The 20,051-nt window shown below is 59.9% G+C and carries 20 protein-coding genes; 15 read left to right on the plus strand and 5 right to left on the minus strand.

Annotation, left to right across the window (positions count from 1 at the left end; genetic code table 11):
• The first annotated feature begins 175 nt into the window (after positions 1–175).
• The gene (locus EJ079_RS33665; RefSeq protein WP_245481911.1) at positions 176–478 is read left to right on the plus strand and encodes a hypothetical protein; all 303 of its coding nucleotides are present in this window, start codon (positions 176–178) and stop codon (positions 476–478) included.
• A gap of 154 nt (positions 479–632) precedes the next feature.
• Here the strand turns inward: EJ079_RS33665 and EJ079_RS33670 are convergent, their stop codons facing one another.
• On the minus strand, positions 633–782 hold the full coding sequence (locus EJ079_RS33670) for a DUF3606 domain-containing protein (protein WP_348629727.1): 150 nt from the start codon (positions 780–782) through the stop codon (positions 633–635).
• A 131-nt stretch (positions 783–913) separates the two neighbouring features.
• Positions 914–1,057 (minus strand): hypothetical protein, encoded by a 144-nt coding sequence (locus EJ079_RS33145; RefSeq protein WP_164873702.1) that lies wholly within the window; start codon positions 1,055–1,057, stop codon positions 914–916.
• A gap of 179 nt (positions 1,058–1,236) precedes the next feature.
• Between EJ079_RS33145 and EJ079_RS01255 the strand changes: the two genes are divergently transcribed.
• The 3 genes from EJ079_RS01255 (at position 1,237) to EJ079_RS01265 (ending at position 3,762) form a co-directional block, all read left to right on the plus strand.
• A complete protein-coding gene (locus EJ079_RS01255; RefSeq protein ID WP_348629332.1) occupies positions 1,237–2,043 on the plus strand; it encodes an ATP-dependent DNA ligase in 807 nt (268 codons plus the stop codon).
• Positions 2,044–3,176: 1,133 nt separating this feature from the next.
• Entirely contained in the window at positions 3,177–3,410 is a 234-nt protein-coding gene (locus EJ079_RS01260) for a hypothetical protein (RefSeq protein ID WP_127807847.1), read from the plus strand.
• A 148-nt stretch (positions 3,411–3,558) separates the two neighbouring features.
• A complete protein-coding gene (locus EJ079_RS01265) occupies positions 3,559–3,762 on the plus strand; it encodes a hypothetical protein (protein WP_127807848.1) in 204 nt (67 codons plus the stop codon).
• 195 nt (positions 3,763–3,957) lie between these two features.
• On the opposite strand, the gene EJ079_RS33475 is transcribed toward EJ079_RS01265, so the two are convergent.
• From EJ079_RS33475 to EJ079_RS01280, 3 genes are read right to left on the minus strand one after another with little or no spacing between them, the layout of a single operon-like run.
• A complete protein-coding gene (locus EJ079_RS33475) occupies positions 3,958–4,551 on the minus strand; it encodes a LysR family transcriptional regulator substrate-binding protein (RefSeq protein WP_174800298.1) in 594 nt (197 codons plus the stop codon).
• Positions 4,493–4,984, minus strand: coding sequence for a LysR family transcriptional regulator (locus tag EJ079_RS34130; protein WP_281040147.1), 492 nt, complete (start codon positions 4,982–4,984; stop codon positions 4,493–4,495). Before EJ079_RS34130 ends, EJ079_RS33475 begins: the two co-directional genes overlap by 59 nt.
• Positions 4,981–5,652 (minus strand): FCD domain-containing protein, encoded by a 672-nt coding sequence (locus EJ079_RS01280; protein ID WP_127807849.1) that lies wholly within the window; start codon positions 5,650–5,652, stop codon positions 4,981–4,983. Before EJ079_RS01280 ends, EJ079_RS34130 begins: the two co-directional genes overlap by 4 nt.
• A 125-nt stretch (positions 5,653–5,777) precedes the next feature.
• Here EJ079_RS01280 and EJ079_RS01285 point away from each other — a divergent pair, with 125 nt between their 5' ends.
• The 11 genes from EJ079_RS01285 to EJ079_RS01335 all read left to right on the plus strand — a co-directional run bounded on the left by EJ079_RS01285 (position 5,778) and on the right by EJ079_RS01335 (position 19,521).
• Complete coding sequence (locus EJ079_RS01285) at positions 5,778–6,734, plus strand: fumarylacetoacetate hydrolase family protein (RefSeq protein WP_245481794.1); 957 nt, start codon at positions 5,778–5,780, stop codon at positions 6,732–6,734.
• Entirely contained in the window at positions 6,731–7,510 is a 780-nt protein-coding gene (locus tag EJ079_RS01290) for an alpha/beta fold hydrolase (protein WP_127396928.1), read from the plus strand. Before EJ079_RS01285 ends, EJ079_RS01290 begins: the two co-directional genes overlap by 4 nt.
• 52 nt (positions 7,511–7,562) lie before the next feature.
• Entirely contained in the window at positions 7,563–8,891 is a 1,329-nt protein-coding gene (locus EJ079_RS01295) for an amidohydrolase family protein (RefSeq protein ID WP_127807850.1), read from the plus strand.
• Positions 8,888–9,937 carry a branched-chain amino acid ABC transporter permease gene (locus EJ079_RS01300; RefSeq protein WP_127807851.1) on the plus strand — a complete coding sequence of 350 codons (1,050 nt, stop codon included), beginning with the start codon at positions 8,888–8,890 and terminating at the stop codon, positions 9,935–9,937. Before EJ079_RS01295 ends, EJ079_RS01300 begins: the two co-directional genes overlap by 4 nt.
• On the plus strand, positions 9,934–10,962 hold the full coding sequence (locus tag EJ079_RS01305; RefSeq protein ID WP_127807852.1) for a branched-chain amino acid ABC transporter permease: 1,029 nt from the start codon (positions 9,934–9,936) through the stop codon (positions 10,960–10,962). The genes EJ079_RS01300 and EJ079_RS01305 overlap by 4 nt, the downstream gene beginning before the upstream one ends.
• A gap of 49 nt (positions 10,963–11,011) precedes the next feature.
• A complete protein-coding gene (locus tag EJ079_RS01310; RefSeq protein ID WP_127807853.1) occupies positions 11,012–12,259 on the plus strand; it encodes an ABC transporter substrate-binding protein in 1,248 nt (415 codons plus the stop codon).
• A 41-nt stretch (positions 12,260–12,300) separates the two neighbouring features.
• Positions 12,301–13,071 carry an ABC transporter ATP-binding protein gene (locus EJ079_RS01315; protein WP_127318638.1) on the plus strand — a complete coding sequence of 257 codons (771 nt, stop codon included), beginning with the start codon at positions 12,301–12,303 and terminating at the stop codon, positions 13,069–13,071.
• Positions 13,064–15,271: an ABC transporter permease gene (locus tag EJ079_RS01320; RefSeq protein WP_127807854.1), complete on the plus strand. Its 2,208-nt coding sequence runs from the start codon at positions 13,064–13,066 to the stop codon at positions 15,269–15,271. Before EJ079_RS01315 ends, EJ079_RS01320 begins: the two co-directional genes overlap by 8 nt.
• A gap of 81 nt (positions 15,272–15,352) precedes the next feature.
• Complete coding sequence (locus EJ079_RS01325) at positions 15,353–17,542, plus strand: flotillin family protein (protein ID WP_127395522.1); 2,190 nt, start codon at positions 15,353–15,355, stop codon at positions 17,540–17,542.
• A 17-nt stretch (positions 17,543–17,559) separates the two neighbouring features.
• Entirely contained in the window at positions 17,560–17,997 is a 438-nt protein-coding gene (locus EJ079_RS01330; RefSeq protein WP_127395521.1) for an SRPBCC family protein, read from the plus strand.
• Between the two features lie 9 nt (positions 17,998–18,006).
• A complete protein-coding gene (locus EJ079_RS01335; protein WP_127807855.1) occupies positions 18,007–19,521 on the plus strand; it encodes a zinc-binding dehydrogenase in 1,515 nt (504 codons plus the stop codon).
• The last annotated feature ends 530 nt before the right edge of the window (positions 19,522–20,051 follow it).

Below are 20,051 nucleotides of genomic sequence, written 5' to 3' on the forward strand. Positions count from 1 at the left end.
GTCGAACTTTGGTCGTCGCACTGCTCCCGGTGCTTTCCCCCATGAGAACTGCCCGCTGGCTCCGGCCGGCGGGCTTTTTGCGTCATGTGCTGGGCGATTCTCGGACCCCATTCGTTGGAACCGCCGCTTCAATGCGAAGTTAGGTGCCCAGGGACATTCAAACATGGAGTTGATCATGAAACAGCTACTTTTCGCGTCCGCCATTGTGGCACTGTCAACTGGGTTGGCCTTTGCCCAATCGAGCAACACCACCGGTACTGGCGGGTCATCCACGACGACAACCAAGACCATGCCGAGCACTACGACCGACCAGGGCACGGATTCGACCACCACGAGTGGAACGAACTCGAACTCCGCCAAGGACTGCGCTCCTGGTCAGCAAACTGGCAGCGCCAACCAGGCCGCGCCAGGCCAGCAGGATACAAACGCTAACTCGGCCGCTCCTGGCCAGATGAAAAAGACCACGGACGGCTGCTGAGCGCGCTTTCGGAACCTTTGCCCCTGTCTCAGGTTGGTACAAGCGGTCGATTCCTAGGATGTAGCCGCACATATAGCCCGTCGTGCAAGGCCAGCACGGCGGGTCTTTCGCACGATACGAGCTGCCTGGTGCTTTCGCTTCGCGCTCCAGCGTCTCACGGGTCGTTGCCGTGCTTTTTGATAAGTTCCCGGACTTCAGGGATGGTAAGCTGGGATTTGCTGGCGAGATAGCCGACCTCGTATTCCTCGTCGCCCGATACGCGGTCGCGGTCACGAAAATCGCGCTTGCTTTTGTCATCTGGCATGGTTGTTCCTCCTGAGAGGAGAACAGCGAAAGTAGCGCCGGGTTCCACGTAAGGACGGGCCAGCGCTTGTCGCAGAGTTGGCCTGCGCCGGCTTGATTCTGCCTGCACGGGTTCCTTTGTTGCTCGGGAGTCTATCGATCTTGTATGGCGGCCTCGACCAAACGCCGTATCCTGCCGGAACGCTCAATGTTTTGAGCCACCATCTCTTTCGAGCGCTGAATCGCGAGCTCGGCCCGTTCCAGGCGTTGCTTGGCACTGGCGACTTCGGCCTCCATCGCGATTCCCTGGCGTTTCGGGATGTTTGTCATGAGATTGAAACACAGGGAGGACGGAATCGTTCCCTGACGCCGGCCGAAACGGGTGTGGCATGAACACCTGCCCAAGTGCCTGGTGCATTCCTTTGCAACTATTTTAGCCTATTCTAATTTAAATTCGGTCCTGTCCGAGTTCGCGTATGTTGAAGTTCATCCGGCCAATGTTCCCCACGCTTGTCGAGGTGCCGCCGACAGTGGACAACTGGATTCACGAAATCAAGTATGATGGCTACCGGACGCAAGTCATTGTCGAGGACGGCACTGCCCGAACGATCACGCGGAGGGGCTACGACTGGTCATCGACGTACAAGACGATTGTCGAGGCGGCGGCAACCATTCCGAAGTCGGCAATCATCGACGGCGAGGCAATCGTCCTTAACGAGAAAGGCGTGTCGGATTTCCATTCGCTGCGGTCGGCGATGCGATGGGCGCCGGATCGGATCATCTTCGTTGCCTTCGATCTGCTGCACCATGACGGCATCGATCTGCGTCGCGAACCGTTGCTGGCACGTCGGGAAAAGCTGCTCGAACTCGTCGGGCCTGCCAAAGGCGTGATCCAGTACAGCCACCATGTGCATGGCGGCGGGGCTGACTTTTATGCCGCGGTTGATCGGATGGGCCTAGAGGGCATGGTGTCGAAGCGGGAAGAGAGCAGCTATCGGTCAGGCGACACCGAAGCCTGGGTGAAAACGAAATGCTACGAGGAAGTCGACTTTGAAGTTGCAGGCGTGCAGCGAACGCCCGGTTCGGCTCCACTCGCCTTGATGGCAACCCGCGATGCGGAACGCCGCTACGTCGGCTCAGCAAACATCGCCCTGACCAAAGCCATGCGGGAACGCCTCTATGCCAAGGTGCAAGAGGGGAAAGGCGCGCCACCGAGGGGCGCCGACAAGCCCGACGCCGAATGGATCAAACCTGGCCTTGTCGGACGCGTGAAAGACCCTTAAGCGCGAAAATAAACTACGCCACGCCACGCTGCGGGCGATCCGGGAGGCAAAGGCATGACGGGCCGACGCGGCGACGCATCGCCCACAATGCACATCTCCGGAAGCGACCGGTGCGAGGGGTGGCCGGCGCCTGTGGCGGGTTTGTTGGGACGTTAGGCGCCGGCCGGGCGGGCGGAGGTGAGCCGCCGCAAGCTCAAGCTAATATATCCCCGACTCTCATGCCTATGGTGCTATCGCGGAAAGGCCTGACGGGCAGTCTAGGCCAACAGGATTAATTGCTGCGCTTTCATTCTGCCAGTAGCTTGCAGGCCTGGTCATTTAGCCCCAGATGAGGTCGGCACGCTCACCGTTACCGGTGCGTGGTAACTTGATCGTGCCGACCTCACCTTTGACACATGGAACCGATGCCCCTGTGGCAACCGAGCGAAGCTCTGGCCAACGCGATCATTGAGACCGTCGAGCGTCTGACGAAGGAAGCCCGCCGCTGAAGGACACGGACAGCGACGGGCCTTGCACCAGAGCTTGGACTTGAGGAGGGGACATCTCAACCAAGCACATTTCCAACTTCAATTGCGGATGCTTGTTCCAGCCCTACGAGAAAGATTTAGCGCTAGCCGACGTCTGACGAAGTAGGCCCGTCACTGGACTTCAGGGAAATCAGTGACGGGCCTCTGCTAGGGTGTTTCCACGAGTTATCCTTGCACTTGGATGAGACTGCAAGGAGCCTGTTCCGCATTCTCCGTGGGCAGTTGCTTGCCTTCTCAGGGCGCGCCAGAGCTGAGTTCCAGATACGGACGGCAAAAGTCAAGCCGCTCGGGAACGACACAGCTTGGCACATGGCCGCCCGGGCGGCGGAATGCGATGCCGAGGCGAGAGTCATCGAAGGGATCATCCATCGCCAAAAATCATGACGAACAGCATTCTTAAGTCGGTAGAGATAGAGGCCGTTTAAGGTAGTGCAGTTTGCGGCCCATCCTTGCGTGCGCTGGCGTCTCGGAACACACGCCGGCGCCTCCAAAGAAATTTGTACGATTTTTACCAAGCGCCTCCTTGTACGCAAATGATAATGACCGTTGCTGGCTTTGGAGCCATTCTTCAGCACTCAAGATCAGCATTATTCAAAGGACGTTCATATGAATTTCCCCATCGGCGGCGAGCAACCTATTTTCCCCGAGGAACTGGGCACGCTGAGGATTGTATTCTCGCAGCTTTGTGAGGAACACGAGATTCTAACCACTTCCGGTGAGGCCGGGGAACTCGCCTCAGAGTTGGTCCGACTGTTTCAAACACGCATCAAAGACGAGACTGTGCTGATGGTCTTGATGCGCGCCAGGTTGAACCACTGGCAGGCCCAGTCCGTAGGCTAGTAAAAGTGGTTCCAGTGACACGGTGGGTGGTCAGTTTTGACCACAGCCGTATGGAGGAAAATTTATGTTGTACCCTGGTCACTGCCTTGGTCCGTGCGAGATTGAAATGTTGTCTCGCATTTGCCGGACTGTGTGCGACGAGAGCAAATTGCCGCTTACTTCGCCCGATGCCGAAAAAGCGGCTTCTCACCTGCTGAAGCTCTTTACGAACGGCCTTACCCGCGAAGAGGAACTGGTTGATGCGGCCAGAAACCGTATGAAATGGCTGCCTCCAGCTCATGGTTTTCAAAAGGCGACGCTGCCGCACTTCCGAGCCGTTAATCACCCCGACATCAGCCAGGAAGTGGCTTAGCCGGTTACGAATGCGGGCAGCTCATTTTTCACGCAGGCCCTGCCAGGCCGAGTTGAGCCAGGAATTTCGAAACTCCGCTGAGCACATGGGTTCGTGGGGCCTCGAACTTGTAGCGGTACGACGATACCTAAACCGGCTGATGGATAGCCACAAACTCGTACGCTACCTCGCTCATCATTTTCCAAAGCAACTCGCTCAATTCCAAGACGGTTTGGAAACGGCTTGAGTTCCCAGTGCGGCCGCCGGCGCACGCGCCGCGCTTGGCCGCCTAGTGTCGTTCTCTAGCCGCCCTCTGAGAAATCTCACCCTTTCGCAGGGGTGGAAAAGGCCGCGATGATCGCCTCGAGCGACACGCTCAGAGGCATTCGAAAAGGTCCTGCCCTTCTGCCAAATCGCGACGTAATGATAGAGCGCTGACGGTTCCACCGGTTTTGCTTGGAGGTTAAACGCTTCGTATTCACGCGCAATGATTTCATTGGTTATGGAAATGCCCAGGCCAGCCGAAACGTATCCGGCCTCGTGACCGTTGCAATCGGATTCCACCAGTATGTCTGTCTCAACGCCGGCGAAGCGCAACGCATTGAAGTTCATCTGGTGGGCGGCGAACTGGGGATCGATATCGACGGTCGTTTCGCCTGCCAGGTCGTGAGCCTCGATACAGGCCTGTTTCGAAAAGCGGTGGTCGGGATGAAAGATGCATACGTTTTGTGCCGACCCGAGCGGCGCCCATTCAAACAGGCGTGGGTCCAGCGGCAATCTCGAGATCCCCAGATCTGCGCGACCGGCCAAGATGTGCTCGCCGATCTGGTCGTAGCTTCCAGAAAATTGACCGGACGTTCGAAGCGGTCTTTGCGTGGATCATCGCCACCACCTTGGGCATGGTCACGAAACCGAAAACAGAAGGCGCGGCAATTCCAATCCTTTGCTTTTCCTCGTGCTTCATCGCGAAGATTGACGCTTCCAGCCGATCCAGGGACGTCAGGGCAAGTTCTACGTTTCGCAGGAGCTCCCATGCTTCCTGCAAGGGGACGATGCGGTTGGCTGATCTCTTGAAGAGGGTGATGCCGAGCGTGGTCTCGAGCTGCTTCACATGTTGACTGACAGCCGGCTGGCTTATCCCGAGGGCTGCCGCTGCTCGCCTTGTCGAACCGGCCCGCAACACAGACTGAGGGGTCGAGGAGACAATCGAATGGCCAGGCACGCTGACTTTGGCCGACTTCAACGTCCCAGAAGGTTCTTCTCGACGGTTCTGAGATGAACCAGCATCGCTGTCTTGGCGCCATCGGGATCGCGACGGAGCAATGCATCTAGAAGCGCCTGATGTTCCTCGCAATACACTTGGCGGCGCTCTTCGGAGAATGACCGCTTTTTCATCTCGAACCAGGGCGACTGGTTTCGGATCGCACGCATGAGATTGTGGATTTCCTTCAAAAAATCATTGCGGCAGCATGCGAACAAACGGTGATGGAATTCCGCGTCCCAATGCTCGAAGGTGGGCATGTCTTGCGACTCGCAAGCGGTCTTGTGAGCTTCGCGAACAGCGTTGAGGTCTGCCGCACTTGCATTGGTTGCGGCAAAAGCCGCGGCAGTTGGTTCCAGCAATTGCCTGATTTCCATCATATCAGCCGGGCTGGTGCCTTCCATCCGCGCCACAGTCGAGGCAATCGACAAGGGATTTGTCGCGGTTAGAAACGTCCCACGACCGACGTGGCGAACAACCGTTCCGTCACCTTCCAGGAAACCGACGGCGCGCCGCACTGTGTTGCGCGCCACCCCAAACTCGACCGCCAGATCACGCTCAGGAGGCATCCGCCCGTCCTCAAGCCATTCGCCGGATGAAATCCGCTTCTTGAGCATCAAGGCAATATCGTTCGCAACGAGCTTCGGCATATCAAAACTTCTATCTGATCCAATTGTGGACCAATACTATCAGTCATTGGGTGTCCGGTCTAGTAGTTCGAGCCCTTAAATAGGGCGTTTTCATCAGATATGCAAAGATTCTTGCACTCAGCCCATTGCCAAGCCCAACCAATCGTGGCTATCGTGTCTTCAAAGGCCACATATTGGCTCATAAAAGGTTCAGGGAGAGAGGCATGAAAATTGCGACATTCGCGATCGCCGGAGAGCGTCGCGTCGGCATCGTCGATCTCGAGAAGCAGACCGTTTCGCCTTTTGATCTGCCCGTCGAACAGGCGCAGACAGGTCTTCTGGCGTTGATCCGTCGCAATGGCGCCGGGATGCCGCGAACGCTTTCGCCGATCCCCCTTGCGCAGGTCGAGATCGAAGCGCCAATCCCGCTGCCGGCCCGCAACATTTTCTGCGTCGGCAAGAACTATCATGAGCATGCCCACGAGTTTTCCCGCAGCGGATTTGATTCAAGCGCGGCCGCAGGGACCATCCCCAAGCACCCGATTATCTTCACCAAGGTTCCAGAGTCGGTGATACCGACCAACACCAATGTGTTGATCGACTCCTCTGTATCGACTTCCATCGACTATGAGGCAGAGCTTGCGGTCATCATCGGCAAGGGTGGGCGTGGAATTTCAAAGGAACACGCTTACGATCACGTTTGGGGCTACACGATCGTCAACGACGTCACCGCCCGCGATTTGCAGGGCAAATACAGTCAGTGGCTGATAGGCAAGTCCCAGGACACTTTCTGCCCCATGGGGCCTTGGGCCATAACCAAGGATGAACTCGACCTCGATAGTGCTTCGGTCCGCTGTTTCGTCAATGACGACCTGCGCCAGAACTCGAAGATTTCGCTGCTCATTTTCGATATCCCGACGATCATCTCGACGCTCTCGCAAGGCATCACACTGAACCCGGGCGATATCATTGCGACGGGCACACCAGCGGGAGTCGGTATCGGGTTTGACCCGCCGAGATATCTGAAGGCCGGCGACGTTGTGCGCGTCGAGATCGACGGCATTGGGTCTCTGGAGAACCGCTTCGCGGAGCGTGCGCAATGACGACCGTGACGATCGGACCGATCGTTGCCGAGGTCACCGGCGAAGGGATGCCGGTGGTGATGATCCATGGCCTCGGCGGAACATCAAATATGTTCCAGCCTCAGATGGCCGCACTTTCTGGATATCGTGTGGTCCGGCTCGATTTGCCTGGCTCGGGGCGCTCGCCAAGGCCGTTCGAGCCTCTGACGATGGAAATTATGAGCGAGGCCGTTGTCCGTGCTATGGACGGCATGGGCGTGACGCGGGCACATTTCATCGGCCATTCGATGGGCACCATCGTCTGTCAGCAGATCGCTGCCAAACATCCTGCACTGGTCGCCTCGCTGGCATTGTTCGGCGCCTTGGCCGAACCTGCCGAAGCGACACGGCTGGGCCTCGCCAAGCGAGCCCAACTGGCCAGGTCCGGCGGCATTGCCGACATTGCCGATCAGATCGTCGCCAATGCGCTGTCGGCGCATACAAGGGAGACGTCGCCTGCGGCAATCGCCTTCGTGCGCGAGTCGATAACACGTCAGGATCCGGAGTCCTATGCGCGCACTTGCGAGGCACTGGCGAAGGCGGTGGCGGTCGACCCCAGGCGCATTGCGGCCCCTACCCTGTTGGTTACCGGCGACGCCGACACGGTCAATCCGATGAGCGTCGGTCAGGCGCTTGCCGATGGGATCAAGGGAGCCGTAATCTCGTCGCTCGATCGGTGCGGACACTGGGCTACCATTGAGTGCCCCCGCGAAAGCAGCCAAAAGCTCGCCGATTTTTTGCGACGCGTTGATAGGTGAGGACCTGAACAGCGCGTAAAACTGCGCGTTCGAAAGTTTTTGGGAGGATAAGATGGCAGAAGACAGCTGGAACGGAAACGGTTCGGGCGGCACGCTCTTCACCAATGTGCGCGTGCTCGACGCGACGGGTGAGTATCCCTACACCGGGGAAGTGCTGGTGCAGGGCAACCGCATCAAGCAGATCACCAAGGGTTCGTCACGTTTTGGCTCATCATCGTCACCGTCATATGGTGGCGGTGCGACGGTCATCGACGGCATGGGCGCGACGCTGATGCCCGGCATGATCGATGCCCATTTGCACCTGTCCTGGAACAATGCGCCCGGCATCGACCCGATCCAGATGATGGAAATCGAAGAGCATATGCTGGTCACCATGGAAATGGCCAAGCTCGTGCTGGACGCGGGCTTTACAGCCGGCCGAGGTGCTGCGGCAGCCAAGCCCAGGCTGGATGTCGTGTGCAAGAAGTTCATCAATCAGGGACGGTTTCCTGGCCCGCGCTACCTTGCAGCTGGACCCGAGATCACCACGGTGGGAGGCCTCGGAGATTCGTCGCCGTCTCATATCCCCCATGAAGGTCTCAACCTCGGCATCGTCGTCTCGGGGCCGGAAGAAATCCGGCGCACCGTGCGCCAGCTGATCAAATACGGCGTCGACTCGATCAAGCTCAACCTGTCCGGTGAAAGCATCACCGGCATGGGCGCCGAAGAGACACCGATGTCCGAAGAGGAGGTCGCCATGGCGGCCTCGGAGGCACGCTGTCGCAACAAGGTGTTGTCGGCGCACGCGCGCTCATCCGGATCGGTCAAGCAGTGCATCAGGCACGGCATCCAGAACATCTACCATGCCTCTTTCGCCGACGAAGAGGCACTCGACATGCTTGAAGCAGCCAAGGACAAGCACTTCGTTGCGCCCGGCATTGCCTGGCTCATCAACACTGCTCGCCATGCCGAGCAATGGGGCATCAAGCCGGGCTCGCCACTTTCGCTCGAATATGAGCGGGAGCTCGAAATGTGCATCGATACGATGAAGAAGATGCATCGGCGCGGTATCCGCGTCTGCATCGGCGGCGACTATGGTTTTGCGTGGACGCCGCAAGGCACCAACGCCAAGGACATCCAGACGTTCGTGGAGATGCTTGGCTACTCACCGATGGAAGCGATCCAGGCCGGAACCAAGTTTGGCGGCCAGATCATGGGCATGGGCGACGAGCTCGGTCTGATCAAGGAAGGCTATCTCGCCGACCTGCTGCTGATCGACGGTGATCCGATCTCGGACGTGCGCATCCTGCAGGACAAGAACCGCATCCTCGCCATCATGAAGGACGGCAAATTCCATAAGGCGCCGCGCATCAACGAACAGCGCCGTCGGCTGACTGCATGAGTATCCTGGACCGGCCATCTTCGTCCGGGATTTCGGGCGGCGGCGTGTCGCGCCGGCAGGCGTGGGGCCTTTTCTGGCTCCTGGTCGCCGCGCTCGTCGCATGGCTGGTTTTCGCCGTCTGGCCGGATTGGCTCAACGCGATCCTGATATCGAAGAAAGCCTTTGTCAGCGCCATCCTCAATGGCATCACCCTGGCAGGTCTCTACTTTCTGGTTGCCAGCGGTTTCACATTGATCTTCGGCCTCATGCGCAACGTCAACCTGGCGCATGGCTCGCTCTATCTGCTCGGCGCCTACATCGGCTACGAAGTGGCGAGCCGCACAGGTTACTGGCTGCTGGGGGTCGCTGCCGGCTTCATCGTGCTGGCCGCGATCGGTGTCGTCATGCAGGTCGTCGTCTTCCGTCGCCTGGAGGGTGACGATCTCAGACAAACCCTGGTCAGCATCGGCATCTCCATTGTCGCTGCCGACCTGATGCTTGCCGTCTGGGCCGGCGGCACTTACCAGATCGCGGTGCCGGAATGGCTGGACGGTGCAGTGACCTTGCCGGTTATAACGGCAGTCCGATCCAACGGCGCATCGGTCTTTCTTACCTACCCATTTTATCGGATAGCCGTGCTGGCCGCCGCCATCGTCATTGGCATCGGCCTGTGGCTGATGCTGAACAAGACCCGCATCGGCATGATGATCCGCGCCGGCGTCGACGACCGCGCGATGCTCTCGGCGTCCGGCGTCAACGTGCATGCGGTCTTTGCCATCGTCTTTGCGGTCGGCGCCGGACTTGCCGGCTTTGCCGGCGTCGTTGGCGGATCGGCGCTGTCCGTCGCGCCGGGCGAAGACATTCGTTACCTGCTGGCCTCGCTCGTGGTTGTCATCGTTGGCGGGATGGGCTCGATATCAGGCGCAGCCATAGGCGCGCTTCTCATTGGTCTGGCCGAGCAACTCGGCCTCGTCTACTTCCCGACCTATGGCGTCGTGCTGACCTTCATCATCATGGTCGTGACACTTGCGATCCGGCCGCAAGGCATCATGGGCAAATCACGATGACCATAAGCCTCCAATCCACGCCCGTCGCAACCCAGCCAAACTGGCTGGACAAAATTGGCGCGGGCCACATTCTCCTCGGCATCGCGCTGGTTCTGTATCCGTTGGTGGCGTCGGATTTCTTCCTGACGCAGATCGGCGGCTACTCCTTGATCTTTGGCATGCTTGGGCTGTCGTTGATGATGCTCGCCGGCTACGGCGGCATGGTCAGCCTGGCTCAGATCACCGTTGCCGGCATCGCTGCCTATTGCATCGCGATCTTCGGCGACAACAACAGCCATCTTCTTGGCTTTGGCTGGCTGTGGTGGATTGCAGCCCCGGTTGCGATCCTGATCGCGGCGATCGCCTCGTCCCTGATCGGATGGATATCGGTCCGCACCGAAGGCATCTACACCATCATGATCACGCTGGCGATTGCCACCGCCACCTTCTACTTCGCGCAGCAGAACTACGCGATCTTCAATGGTCATTCGGGCTATGCCGGCATACGCGCCCCAGCTTTCTGGGGCGTGAACTGGCGCGATCCGAAGGCGTTCTATTATCTGTGCCTTGGGTTCTCGGTGCTCGCCTATGCCGCGATCCTCTACGGCTCCAGGTCAACGTTCGGGCTGACCCTGCAGGCGATCCGTGACAATCCGCGCCGGATGCGCGCTCTGGGCTTCAACGTCACCGCGCACAAGGTGTTCGCCTGGTTCCTGGCCGGCATCATAGGTGGCTTGGCCGGTGTGCTCCTGGTCTGGTTCAACGGCCGCGTCTCGCCCGGCACCATAGGTGTGGACGCTGCAATCGATGTTCTGATCATCGCTGTCATTGGCGGCCTGCGGCATCCGATCGGGCCGTTCCTTGGCGCCCTCGTCGTCGTCCTGATGCAGACGTTCGCGATCGATCTCGTCGGGGCCGAGCGTTTCAACACGCTGATCGGCCTGGTCTTCCTGGTGATCGTTTTCATTTCACCAGACGGAATTCTTGGGTTGTGGGCAAAGTTCAAGCCCAACTTTTCTCAGGAGTCCTTGCGCCCCGGCCTGTGACGGCCGGGCGGAATGAACTGCATAACTCTGTCAATCAAGGGAGGAAATAATGAAGATGCACAGACGCACATTACTGGCTTTGGCATTGGCGAGCGGACTGACCGCTCCGTCCTTGGCTCTCGCTGCTGACGACACCATCAAGATTGGTCTGCTTGCGACCTTCGAAGGGCCCTTCACGGTGCTTGGCGAAGATAGCGAGCGCGGCGCAATGACTGCCGTGGAAGAGGTCGCCGGCACCGTGGCCGGCAAAAAAATCGAGATCGTCAAGGGATCGTCCGATGCGTCGCCCGACAGTGCGGTGCGCGCAGCCCGCAAGCTGGTCGAACAGGATGGCGTCAAGGTCCTGATCGGTCCGCTTTCCGGCGACGAAGGTCTGGCCGTCAAGGACTACGCCAAGACCCAACCGACCGTCACGTTCCTGAATGGCGCCTCTGCTGCCCAGGACACGACTTTCCGGGATCCCGCGCCGAACTTCTTCCGCTTTGGAACCGATGGCGCGCAATGGATGGCAGGCCTCGGCACCTACGCCTTCAAGGACAAAGGCTACAAGAACGTTGCGACCGTGGCGGAGGACTACTCCTTCCCCTACACGCAGGTGTTCGGCTTCATGGCCGAGTTCTGCAAGGCAGGCGGGCACGTGCCATCGAAGTCCTGGGTGCCGATCGGCAACAAGGATTTCTCATCGGTCATCGCTGCCATCCCCGACAATGTCGACGCAATCTATGTGGCACTCGGCGGTGCAGATGCCGTCAACTTCCTCACTCAATACCAACAGTCCGGCGGTGCAGCCCCGCTAATCGGAGGCTCGATCACGGTCGATCAGACGGTGCTCACGGCCAAGGGCAAGCTGCGGGACGTGCTCGTTGGAACGCCTTCGGCCGGTCCGACGGCCGATACAAATGACACCCCTTCCTGGACCAAGTTTGTCGAGGCTTACAAAAAGCAGCCAGGTGCATTCCCGTCGCCGTCGCTGTTTGCCCATGCCTACTACATCAACATGAAAGCCGCGCTGCTTGGCCTCGACAAGGTCGGTGGCGATGTGTCGGATGGCGGTGCGAAGCTCCGCGAAACCCTTTCGTCGCTGTCTTTCGAGACGCCGACGGGCAAGGTTTCGCTCGACAAGAACCGCAATGCGATTGCCGACATCTTCCTGACGGAGGTGACTGAAAACGAAGACGGGACGCTGTTGAACAAGCTGATCAAAGTGGTTCCGCAGGTAAACCAGACACTCGGCATCGCTGAAGCGGACTTCACGGCGCTGGGCGCGGTGAGCCGCGACAATCCGAACTGCCCATAATCGGTCGAACGCAGGAGCGCGCGCCAGTGGCCGAGAATGACATGGCTTCCCGTCTGCAAGGAACCGGTGCTTACGCACTGGAACTGGACGGCGTCGCGCGTCACTTCGGTGCTCTGGTGGCGCTCTCCGGCATCAATATGAGGATCGCGGCCGGTGAACGGCGCGCGGTCCTCGGCTCCAACGGCGCCGGCAAGACGACGCTTTTCAACGCGGTGACCGGCGACTTCTTGCCAACCGCCGGGCGCATCCGTTTCTTCGGCGAAGACATAACCGATCTGCCCCCACATGAACGCATCAGGCGTGGCTTGCGGCGGACCTACCAGATTTCGCAGCTGTTCAAGGGGCTGTCGGTTCTGGATTCGATCTTCCTAGCGTGCCGTGGAGTGTCGCGCCGCCGGTTCTCATTGCTTCGGCCGCGGTTGAATGACGTCAACAGGGTTCAGGCCGAGTCGATCCTCCACGCCGTGCATCTGGACGGCGACCGCGACGCGTTGGTGGCGACGCTAAGCCATGGTCAGCAAAGACAGCTGGAGATCGCTCTGGCGCTCGCCGGCGCACCGCGTTTCATACTGTTCGACGAACCCGCAGCCGGTCTGTCCCCGACAGAGCGCCGTGATCTGGTTGCGATCCTGAACGGCCTTCCCAAGCACATCGGCTATGTCATCATCGAGCATGATCTCGACGTGGCGCTTCGTGTCTCCGAATATGTCTCGATGATGCACAATGGCCGACTGTTCAAGGAAGGCACGCCCCAGGAGATCGAGGCCGATCCTGAGGTCCAGGAAATCTACCTTGGAGGCAAGCATGGCTGAGCGCGCCGCTTCCTCAGGCAAGGCGGTTCTCAAGATCGAGGACCTTCAGGTCTACTATGGCCAAAGTCATGCGCTGCAGGGCGTCTCGCTGACTTTGGAAACCGGCGTGTTGTCGGTCGTCGGCCGCAATGGCATGGGCAAGACGACACTGTGCAACACCATCACTGGCCTGAAGCGCGCACAATCCGGTTCCATTCGAGTCAACGGTCGAGAGATATCATCGCTCGAACCGCACGAGATCCACCGCCTCGGCGTCGGCTACGTCCCGCAAGGCAGGCGAGTCTGGCCAAGCCTGTCCGTGGATGAGCATTTGCGGATATCGTCGAAACGCGACGCCAACTGGACGGTCGAGCGTGTCTACCAGACCTTTCCGCGCCTGGCGGAACGCAAGAGCAATGGCGGCTCTCAACTGTCGGGTGGCGAGCAGCAGATGCTGGCCATTTCGCGTGCGCTGCTGAGCGACCCTAAACTGCTGGTCATGGATGAGCCGACCGAAGGGCTGGCGCCGGTCATTGTCGAACAGGTCGAGCGCATGCTCGTCAGCCTGGCGGAAGAAGGCGAGATGGCGATCCTCGTCATCGAACAGAATATCGGTGTTGCAACGGCGGTGTCGGACCGCGTCGCGATCATGGTCAACGGGCGCATCAACCGGGTCATGGAAGCCTCGGCTCTTGCTGCCGATCGCGACTTGCAGCAACGCCTGCTCGGCGTTGGCCGCCACTCCGATGAACCTGCTGTTTCTCCAGCCGCAATTGCCGAAGCGCAAGAGCAACTGGCGGAGGTCTACCGCATTGATCGGGCAGGCACACGCACAGAGCCGGTGGTTCAGAATGGGGTCTTTCGTCCGGTCACTGAGCTGCCAAACCGGTGGAACGTGCCGGTTGCAGCCATGCGCCAAGCGGCAGTCGAAAAACACAATCCTCGAGACGAACTGAAAAAGGTCTTCGCCATCCCCTTCGCCGAGCGGATCGGCCGCACCGTTCTTGTCGCCGGAACGTTCGACACGAAGGCGAAGGAACTGCGGTTCGTGGCCGATCGTTTGAAATCGCTGGGGATCCCCGTTCGCACAGTCGACCTCTCCACCTCGGGAAGACCGTCGAGCGCGGACGTTCCCGCTATGCAGGTCGCAGGCATGCATGCGCGAGGATCGGCGGCGGTGTTTTCGAATGACCGCGGTAGCTCGGTCGCGGCAATGGCCGAGGCCTTTGCCCGCTGGATCGAACGCGAGCCACGCCTCGGCGGTGTGATTTCAGCCGGCGGCTCAGGTGGAACGACTATGGCCACCGCCGGTATGCGCGCCCTGCCGGTAGGCATCCCCAAACTGATGGTGTCCACTGTCGCAGCCGGCGACGTCGGCAAATATGTCGGTGGCGCCGATATCATGATGTTCCACTCGGTCGCAGATGTTCAGGGCCTCAACTCGATCACCGAGGCCGTCCTGGGCAACGCTGCGCACGCTATGGCGGGTATGGTCGCACAGTTGCCTTCCGGCGAAGCCTGGGAGGCCAAACGAAAGCTGGCACGTCCGGCTGTCGGCATCACCATGTTTGGCGTCACCACGCCCGCAGTGCAGGCCGTAACCAAACGTTTGGAAGCGGATTATGACTGCCTGGTTTTCCACGCGACAGGCATTGGTGGCCGGGCCATGGAGAACCTCGCCGATTCCCGAATGCTGTCGGCCTTCATCGACCTGACAACGACTGAAATAGCCGACATGGTGGTCGGCGGCGTGTTCCCGGCAAGCGACGATCGCTTCGGTGCGGCGATACGCACGGGCTTGCCCTATGTCGGATCCACCGGCGCGCTAGACATGGTCAATTTCGGTCCGCGCGACAGTGTGCCGGAGAAATTCAAAAGTCGGAAGTTCGTCGTCCACAATCCCAACGTCACCCTGATGCGCACCACCAGGGACGAAAACCGGCAGTTTGGCGAATGGATCGGCGCGCGGCTGAATTCCATGAACGGGCCTGTGCGCTTTCTCCTGCCCGAAGGCGGCGTCTCGATGCTCGACGCACCCGGCCAGCCATTCCACGATCCGGAAGCCGACAATGCGCTGTTCGAGGCGATCCAGAAAACCGTGCGCCAGACCTCACTGCGTGTGGTTCAGCGGGTCCGATCCAACATCAACGATGCGCCATTCATCGATGCGGTGATCACTGCATTCCATGCAATCGGACCGAAACTGCAGAGGCGCGCATGACCCGATCTGCAGTTCGACAGCTTCAAGAAAATCAAGCCGGTCGGCTTCGGTCGATCGCATCCTGTTTGGGAGGGTAGAAAAATGGCCGCGCAGACTTTTGGCACGTTCCTTTTGTGGTTGATCGTCGCCGCGATCATCGTCGTGATTGCTGTCTATATCCTGCGATGGCTGTATCGCCGCTCCACCAAGGAAACTGCGTTCGTGCGAACCGGTTTCATGGGCGAGAAAGTGGTCGTCAATGGCGGCGCTTTCGTCATACCGGTCCTGCACGAAATAACTCCCGTCAACATGAACGTGCTGCGCATCGAGGTGCGTCGCGAAGACGCTCACGCGTTGATCACCAAGAACCGGATGCGCGTCGACCTGATCGCCGAGTTCTTCGTGCGGGTCGGAGCAAGCCGCGAATTGGTCGCCGCCGCCGCGCAAACACTTGGTCGACGCACATTGCAGCCTGAAAGCCTGCGCGAATTGCTTGAGGGAAAATTCGCTGGCGCTATGCGCACGATCGCTGCGCAGATGAGCCTGGAGGAAATGCACGAGTTGCGCGGCGACTATGCGGCCAAGGTGCGCACGCTTGCCTCCGAATCGCTAGCCGCAAACGGCCTCGAACTTGAGAGTGTCGCTATCGTCGACCTCGACCAGACCAGCCTTGAGTATTTCGATCCGTCCAACGCTTTCGATGCCGAGGGTCTGACGCAACTGACGGAATCCATCGAAACTCGCCGCCGGATGCGCAACGAGATTGAACAGCGCACCCTCGTCGATATCCGCAACCAGAACCTCGATACGCAGCGCAAGGTTTTGGAGATCGACCGTGACACCGAATATGCCCGGCTCGAACAGGAGCGCGAGGTCGAAATCCGTCGTGCGTCGCAACGTTCTGAGCTGGCCATAGAGCGCGCGCTCCGCGACCAGGAATCGGAACAGGCGCAGTTGTCCTCGCGCGAAGCCGTCGAAAAATCCCGGCTGAATCAGGAAAGGAACATCACGGAAGAGCGGATCAAGAGCGAAGAGGACACACAGCGGCGCGAGATCGCCCGCCGCCGATCCCTCGATGAAACTGAGATGAAAATGCGCGAATTGACAGAGCGGGAGCAGATCGCCCTGGAACTGTCGCTGGAAAAGGCCCGCATCGAGCGCGAAGGCGCGCAGAGCGGACTGGAGATCGAGCGCAAAAAGGTGCTCGAGATCGCGGAGCTTGAGCGACAGATCGCGTTGGCAGAGAAGGCGCTGGAAGTCACGAAGGCAGAGGCTGAAAAGCGCCGCGCCGAGATTGTTGAGAACCAGGCCACGGAAACCGCGCGCATCGCGCAGGAGCGCGCCATTGACGAGGTGAGGATCGCTCGCGAGCGCCACCTTGAAGCGTTGCAGATCGCCAAGCGCCAAGCGTTCGAGGAAGCCGAGATTTCTGCCGGCGAAGAGGTGGAACGCGCCCGCATCACCACCGAGCGCGGCATTGAGGAGGCCCGCTTGATCAAGGATCGCGACATGCGCCAGCTCGGTGTCGATCGCGACCAGAAGATCGAGATCGCCGAGATCCAGAAGGCTATCGACATCGCCAAGAAAACACAGGAGCGTTCGTCCGCGATCGCCGCATCGGAAGCCGTTCGTGCAAAGGCCATTCAGGCGGAGGAACAGGCCTTCACCGCCCGTGAGCGCGAGATTGCCGAGCGCCGCAAGCTGACCGATCTCATCGGCGCCGCCCGGGAAGCCGAGCGCGATGCCCTGCGCATCACCTCGGCCGCCGACGCCGAGATGAAGGCGGCCAAGAGCCTGGCGGAAGCGCAGAAGATCGCTGCTGTCGCTTCGGCGGAAGCGGAGAAGATCCATGCCCTGGCCGCAGCCCAGCGCTACGAGGTCGACGCCGCCGGTCACAGGCAGCTCAACGAGGCCGAGAACCTGCTTTCCGACGAAGCCCGCGCGGGGCGCCTGCGCGGCAAGTTGCTGGACCATATGGAAGGCATCATCCGCGAGAGCGTCAAGCCGATGGAGAAGATCGAAGGCATCAAGATCCTGCATGTCGAGGGCATCAACGGTGGCCAGGGCGGCAGCCGCAACGTCACCGACGAGGTCATCGATTCAGCGCTGCGTTACAGGGTGCAGGCGCCGATGATCGACAATCTGATGAAGGAGATCGGCATCGAGGGCGGATCGCTCGGCCGCATGACGGACGTTTTGCGAGACGCCAAGGACATAGCCAGCCTCAGCCGCGACAAGAAAGGCAAAGCAAAGAGCGGCAAGGAAACCGACGATGACGATCGCGACCAGTGAAGCCGTAGGGTTACCCAATGCCGAAGATCTATGTGTCGTCGACGATCAATGCGCCAGCTGTGGAAGTCTGGAAACTTGTCCGAAGCTTCAATGGCTTGCCAAGCTGGACGCCGTTCGTAGCGGAGAGCCGCATCGAACAGAACGCGCATCCGGACCAGATCGGCTGCATTCGCAATTTCACGCTGAAGGACGGCGGCCGGATCAGGGAGAAACTGCTGGCTCTGTCTGACTACGACCTATCCTGCAGCTATGCGATGCTGGAAAGCCCTATGGGGATCGAGAACTACATAGCCACACTCTCCCTGACCCCTGTCACCGACGGCAACATGACGTTCGCCGAATGGCAGGCCGAGTTCGACTGTGCACCCGAGCGTGAAAGCGTATTGATGCAGCAGATCGGCACGGGCGTATTCCAGAGCGCCTTCACGGCGCTCAAACAGCGCTTCGCGCGCTGACATCGACGAATGGTCAAGGTTTGCCAGAGCACGATCATCAACGCGCCTGTCCAGGACGTCTGGTCTGTTCTGCGCGATTTTAACGGGCATGAGCGCTGGCATCCGGCAATTTCCTTCAGCGAGATCGAGGGCGGTGATGCGGCCGATGCGATCGGCGCCGTGCGCCATTTCCGGCTTGCGGATGGCAGCGAACTGCGCGAACAACTCCTGGCATTGTCCGACAAGGATCGACGGCTGAGCTACTGCCTGCTGGAAGCGCCGTTGCCCTTGATGGGGTATGTCGCGTCGATCCGGCTGAAGCCGGTAACGGACGGCAACGCCACCTTCTGGGAATGGTCCTCGGAGTTTCATCCGCCGGCGCATCGCCGTGATGAACTCGTCAAGCTGGTCACCGAAGACATCTACCAAGCCGGTTTTGAATCCGTTCGCCGGCTCTTGAACGGAAGGCCGGTTGCCGGACCAACCAGGACCACGTCAGAGCAACCAGTAGCGCGGTTGATCCCCGAGATGCGCCAGCTGGAGCCGCCTGGAGCCAGCGCCCAGGGCACACGGACCAAAGCGATCCTCGTCGAGCGCCACGGAGGACCGGAGGTTCTGCGGCTTGCGGAGATCGGCTTGGCGCCGCCATCGCGTGGCGAGGTCCAGATCCGTCACACATTCATTGGGGTCAACTTCATCGACGTCTATTGCAGGACCGGCTATTTCGATCTCCTGCAGCCGCCAGCCGTTCCAGGCATGGAAGCCGCAGGCGTCATTGCAGCGGTCGGCCCCGAAGTTTCGGGCTTTTCAGTCGGCGACCGGATTGCTTACGCATGCCCGCCGGTCGGCTCATACTGCGAACGACGCAACATGGCACCGGACCTTTTGGTTCACTTGTCGGACGATATTGCCGATGCAACTGCCGCGGCAGGTCTGTTGAAAGGCATTACCGCGAGCTTCCTGCTCCACGACGTCTATCCCGTGAAGCCCGGGTCCTTCGTGCTCATCCATGCGGCAGCTGGCGGGGTCGGCCAGTTGCTGATGCAATGGGCACGCCATCTCGGCGCGACGGTGATCGCCACCGTCTCGAGCGACGACAAGGCCCGGATCGTGGAACGCCTCGGCGCCCATCACGTGATCGTCTACTCCAGAGAGAATTTCGCCGAGGCCGTCATGCGTTTGACCGAAGGCAAGGGCGCAGATGTCGCCTATGACGCCGTCGGCAATGACACGTTCGGTGGATCGTTGGCCGCATTGGGTATCCGTGGCCATCTCGTCAGTTTCGGTCAGGCCTCGGGACCTGTGGGAAATTGGGACATCGGTAGGTTCTCTTCGAAGTCGATCACCATTTCCCGTCCGAACTACGCCCATTACACGGACAGCCCCGAAAAGCTTGGTCCTCACATCAACCGGTTTTTCGCAGCTTTGCGCCAAGGTGTGATCAAGATCGGCGCGCCCAGGCAATATGATCTGGCACGGGCTGCCGACGCTCATCGCGACCTCGAGGCTAGGAGGACAACCGGGGCACTTGTGCTGAGGGTGTGATAGTACTGCCCCCCGGTGCCTTCTGCAGGCGCTCTCAAGGTCCGCTTCTGACGAACGTCGAGTTGGGCTTTGACGACCTTTATTAGGCGCAAGGCCGCCGTTCACCTCTCCTTCTAGTCAGCGCTCCGGCCAGCAAAAAAGCGTCGAGGCCCCAACAGAGTGAAAATCGGTATTTCACATTGACGCGCAACCAGGTGATGAAGGTATGCCGCAGCTCATCATCGGCGACCGCAACAGCACCGGCCGCAGCGCCCAGCAGGAATGCAACGAGAGTTTCCTGAGCGCTCGTGCTGGGCCGTCCCGAGCGCCCAGCCAGGTGCTTGGACTTGCGGTTCGATAGCGCGCGAAGTGTGAGAAGCCGCGCGAGAAGAGCCCGGACCGCCGCGAGAATCCGGGACGCTGGCGGAAATTTCGCCGAACCGCGCCCGAAACAGACATCCGTTGCCACATTGTCGTCGTAACTTTCCGGTGGTGAGCATGAACGCCAAAGCGCGACCTCCTCCTAGGGCAAGCCCCCTCAGCTCCCTGCC

Origin of the sequence: Mesorhizobium sp. M7A.F.Ce.TU.012.03.2.1 (assembly GCF_004006095.1) — a bacterium.
Taxonomy (GTDB): domain Bacteria; phylum Pseudomonadota; class Alphaproteobacteria; order Rhizobiales; family Rhizobiaceae; genus Mesorhizobium.

Coding starts and splice junctions, on each gene's coding strand:
- EJ079_RS01260 (WP_127807847.1), top strand. CDS start 3,177: ATGAATTTCCCCATCGGCGGCGAGCAACCTATTTTCCCCGAGGAACTG.
- EJ079_RS01320 (WP_127807854.1), top strand. CDS start 13,064: ATGGCTGAGCGCGCCGCTTCCTCAGGCAAGGCGGTTCTCAAGATCGAG.
- EJ079_RS01315 (WP_127318638.1), top strand. CDS start 12,301: ATGGCTTCCCGTCTGCAAGGAACCGGTGCTTACGCACTGGAACTGGAC.
- EJ079_RS01290 (WP_127396928.1), top strand. CDS start 6,731: ATGACGACCGTGACGATCGGACCGATCGTTGCCGAGGTCACCGGCGAA.
- EJ079_RS01325 (WP_127395522.1), top strand. CDS start 15,353: ATGGCCGCGCAGACTTTTGGCACGTTCCTTTTGTGGTTGATCGTCGCC.
- EJ079_RS01310 (WP_127807853.1), top strand. CDS start 11,012: ATGAAGATGCACAGACGCACATTACTGGCTTTGGCATTGGCGAGCGGA.
- EJ079_RS33665 (WP_245481911.1), top strand. CDS start 176: ATGAAACAGCTACTTTTCGCGTCCGCCATTGTGGCACTGTCAACTGGG.
- EJ079_RS01305 (WP_127807852.1), top strand. CDS start 9,934: ATGACCATAAGCCTCCAATCCACGCCCGTCGCAACCCAGCCAAACTGG.
- EJ079_RS01335 (WP_127807855.1), top strand. CDS start 18,007: ATGGTCAAGGTTTGCCAGAGCACGATCATCAACGCGCCTGTCCAGGAC.
- EJ079_RS33670 (WP_348629727.1), bottom strand. CDS start 782: ATGCCAGATGACAAAAGCAAGCGCGATTTTCGTGACCGCGACCGCGTA.
- EJ079_RS01300 (WP_127807851.1), top strand. CDS start 8,888: ATGAGTATCCTGGACCGGCCATCTTCGTCCGGGATTTCGGGCGGCGGC.
- EJ079_RS33145 (WP_164873702.1), bottom strand. CDS start 1,057: ATGGAGGCCGAAGTCGCCAGTGCCAAGCAACGCCTGGAACGGGCCGAG.
- EJ079_RS01330 (WP_127395521.1), top strand. CDS start 17,560: ATGCCGAAGATCTATGTGTCGTCGACGATCAATGCGCCAGCTGTGGAA.
- EJ079_RS01295 (WP_127807850.1), top strand. CDS start 7,563: ATGGCAGAAGACAGCTGGAACGGAAACGGTTCGGGCGGCACGCTCTTC.
- EJ079_RS01280 (WP_127807849.1), bottom strand. CDS start 5,652: ATGCCGAAGCTCGTTGCGAACGATATTGCCTTGATGCTCAAGAAGCGG.
- EJ079_RS01255 (WP_348629332.1), top strand. CDS start 1,237: ATGTTGAAGTTCATCCGGCCAATGTTCCCCACGCTTGTCGAGGTGCCG.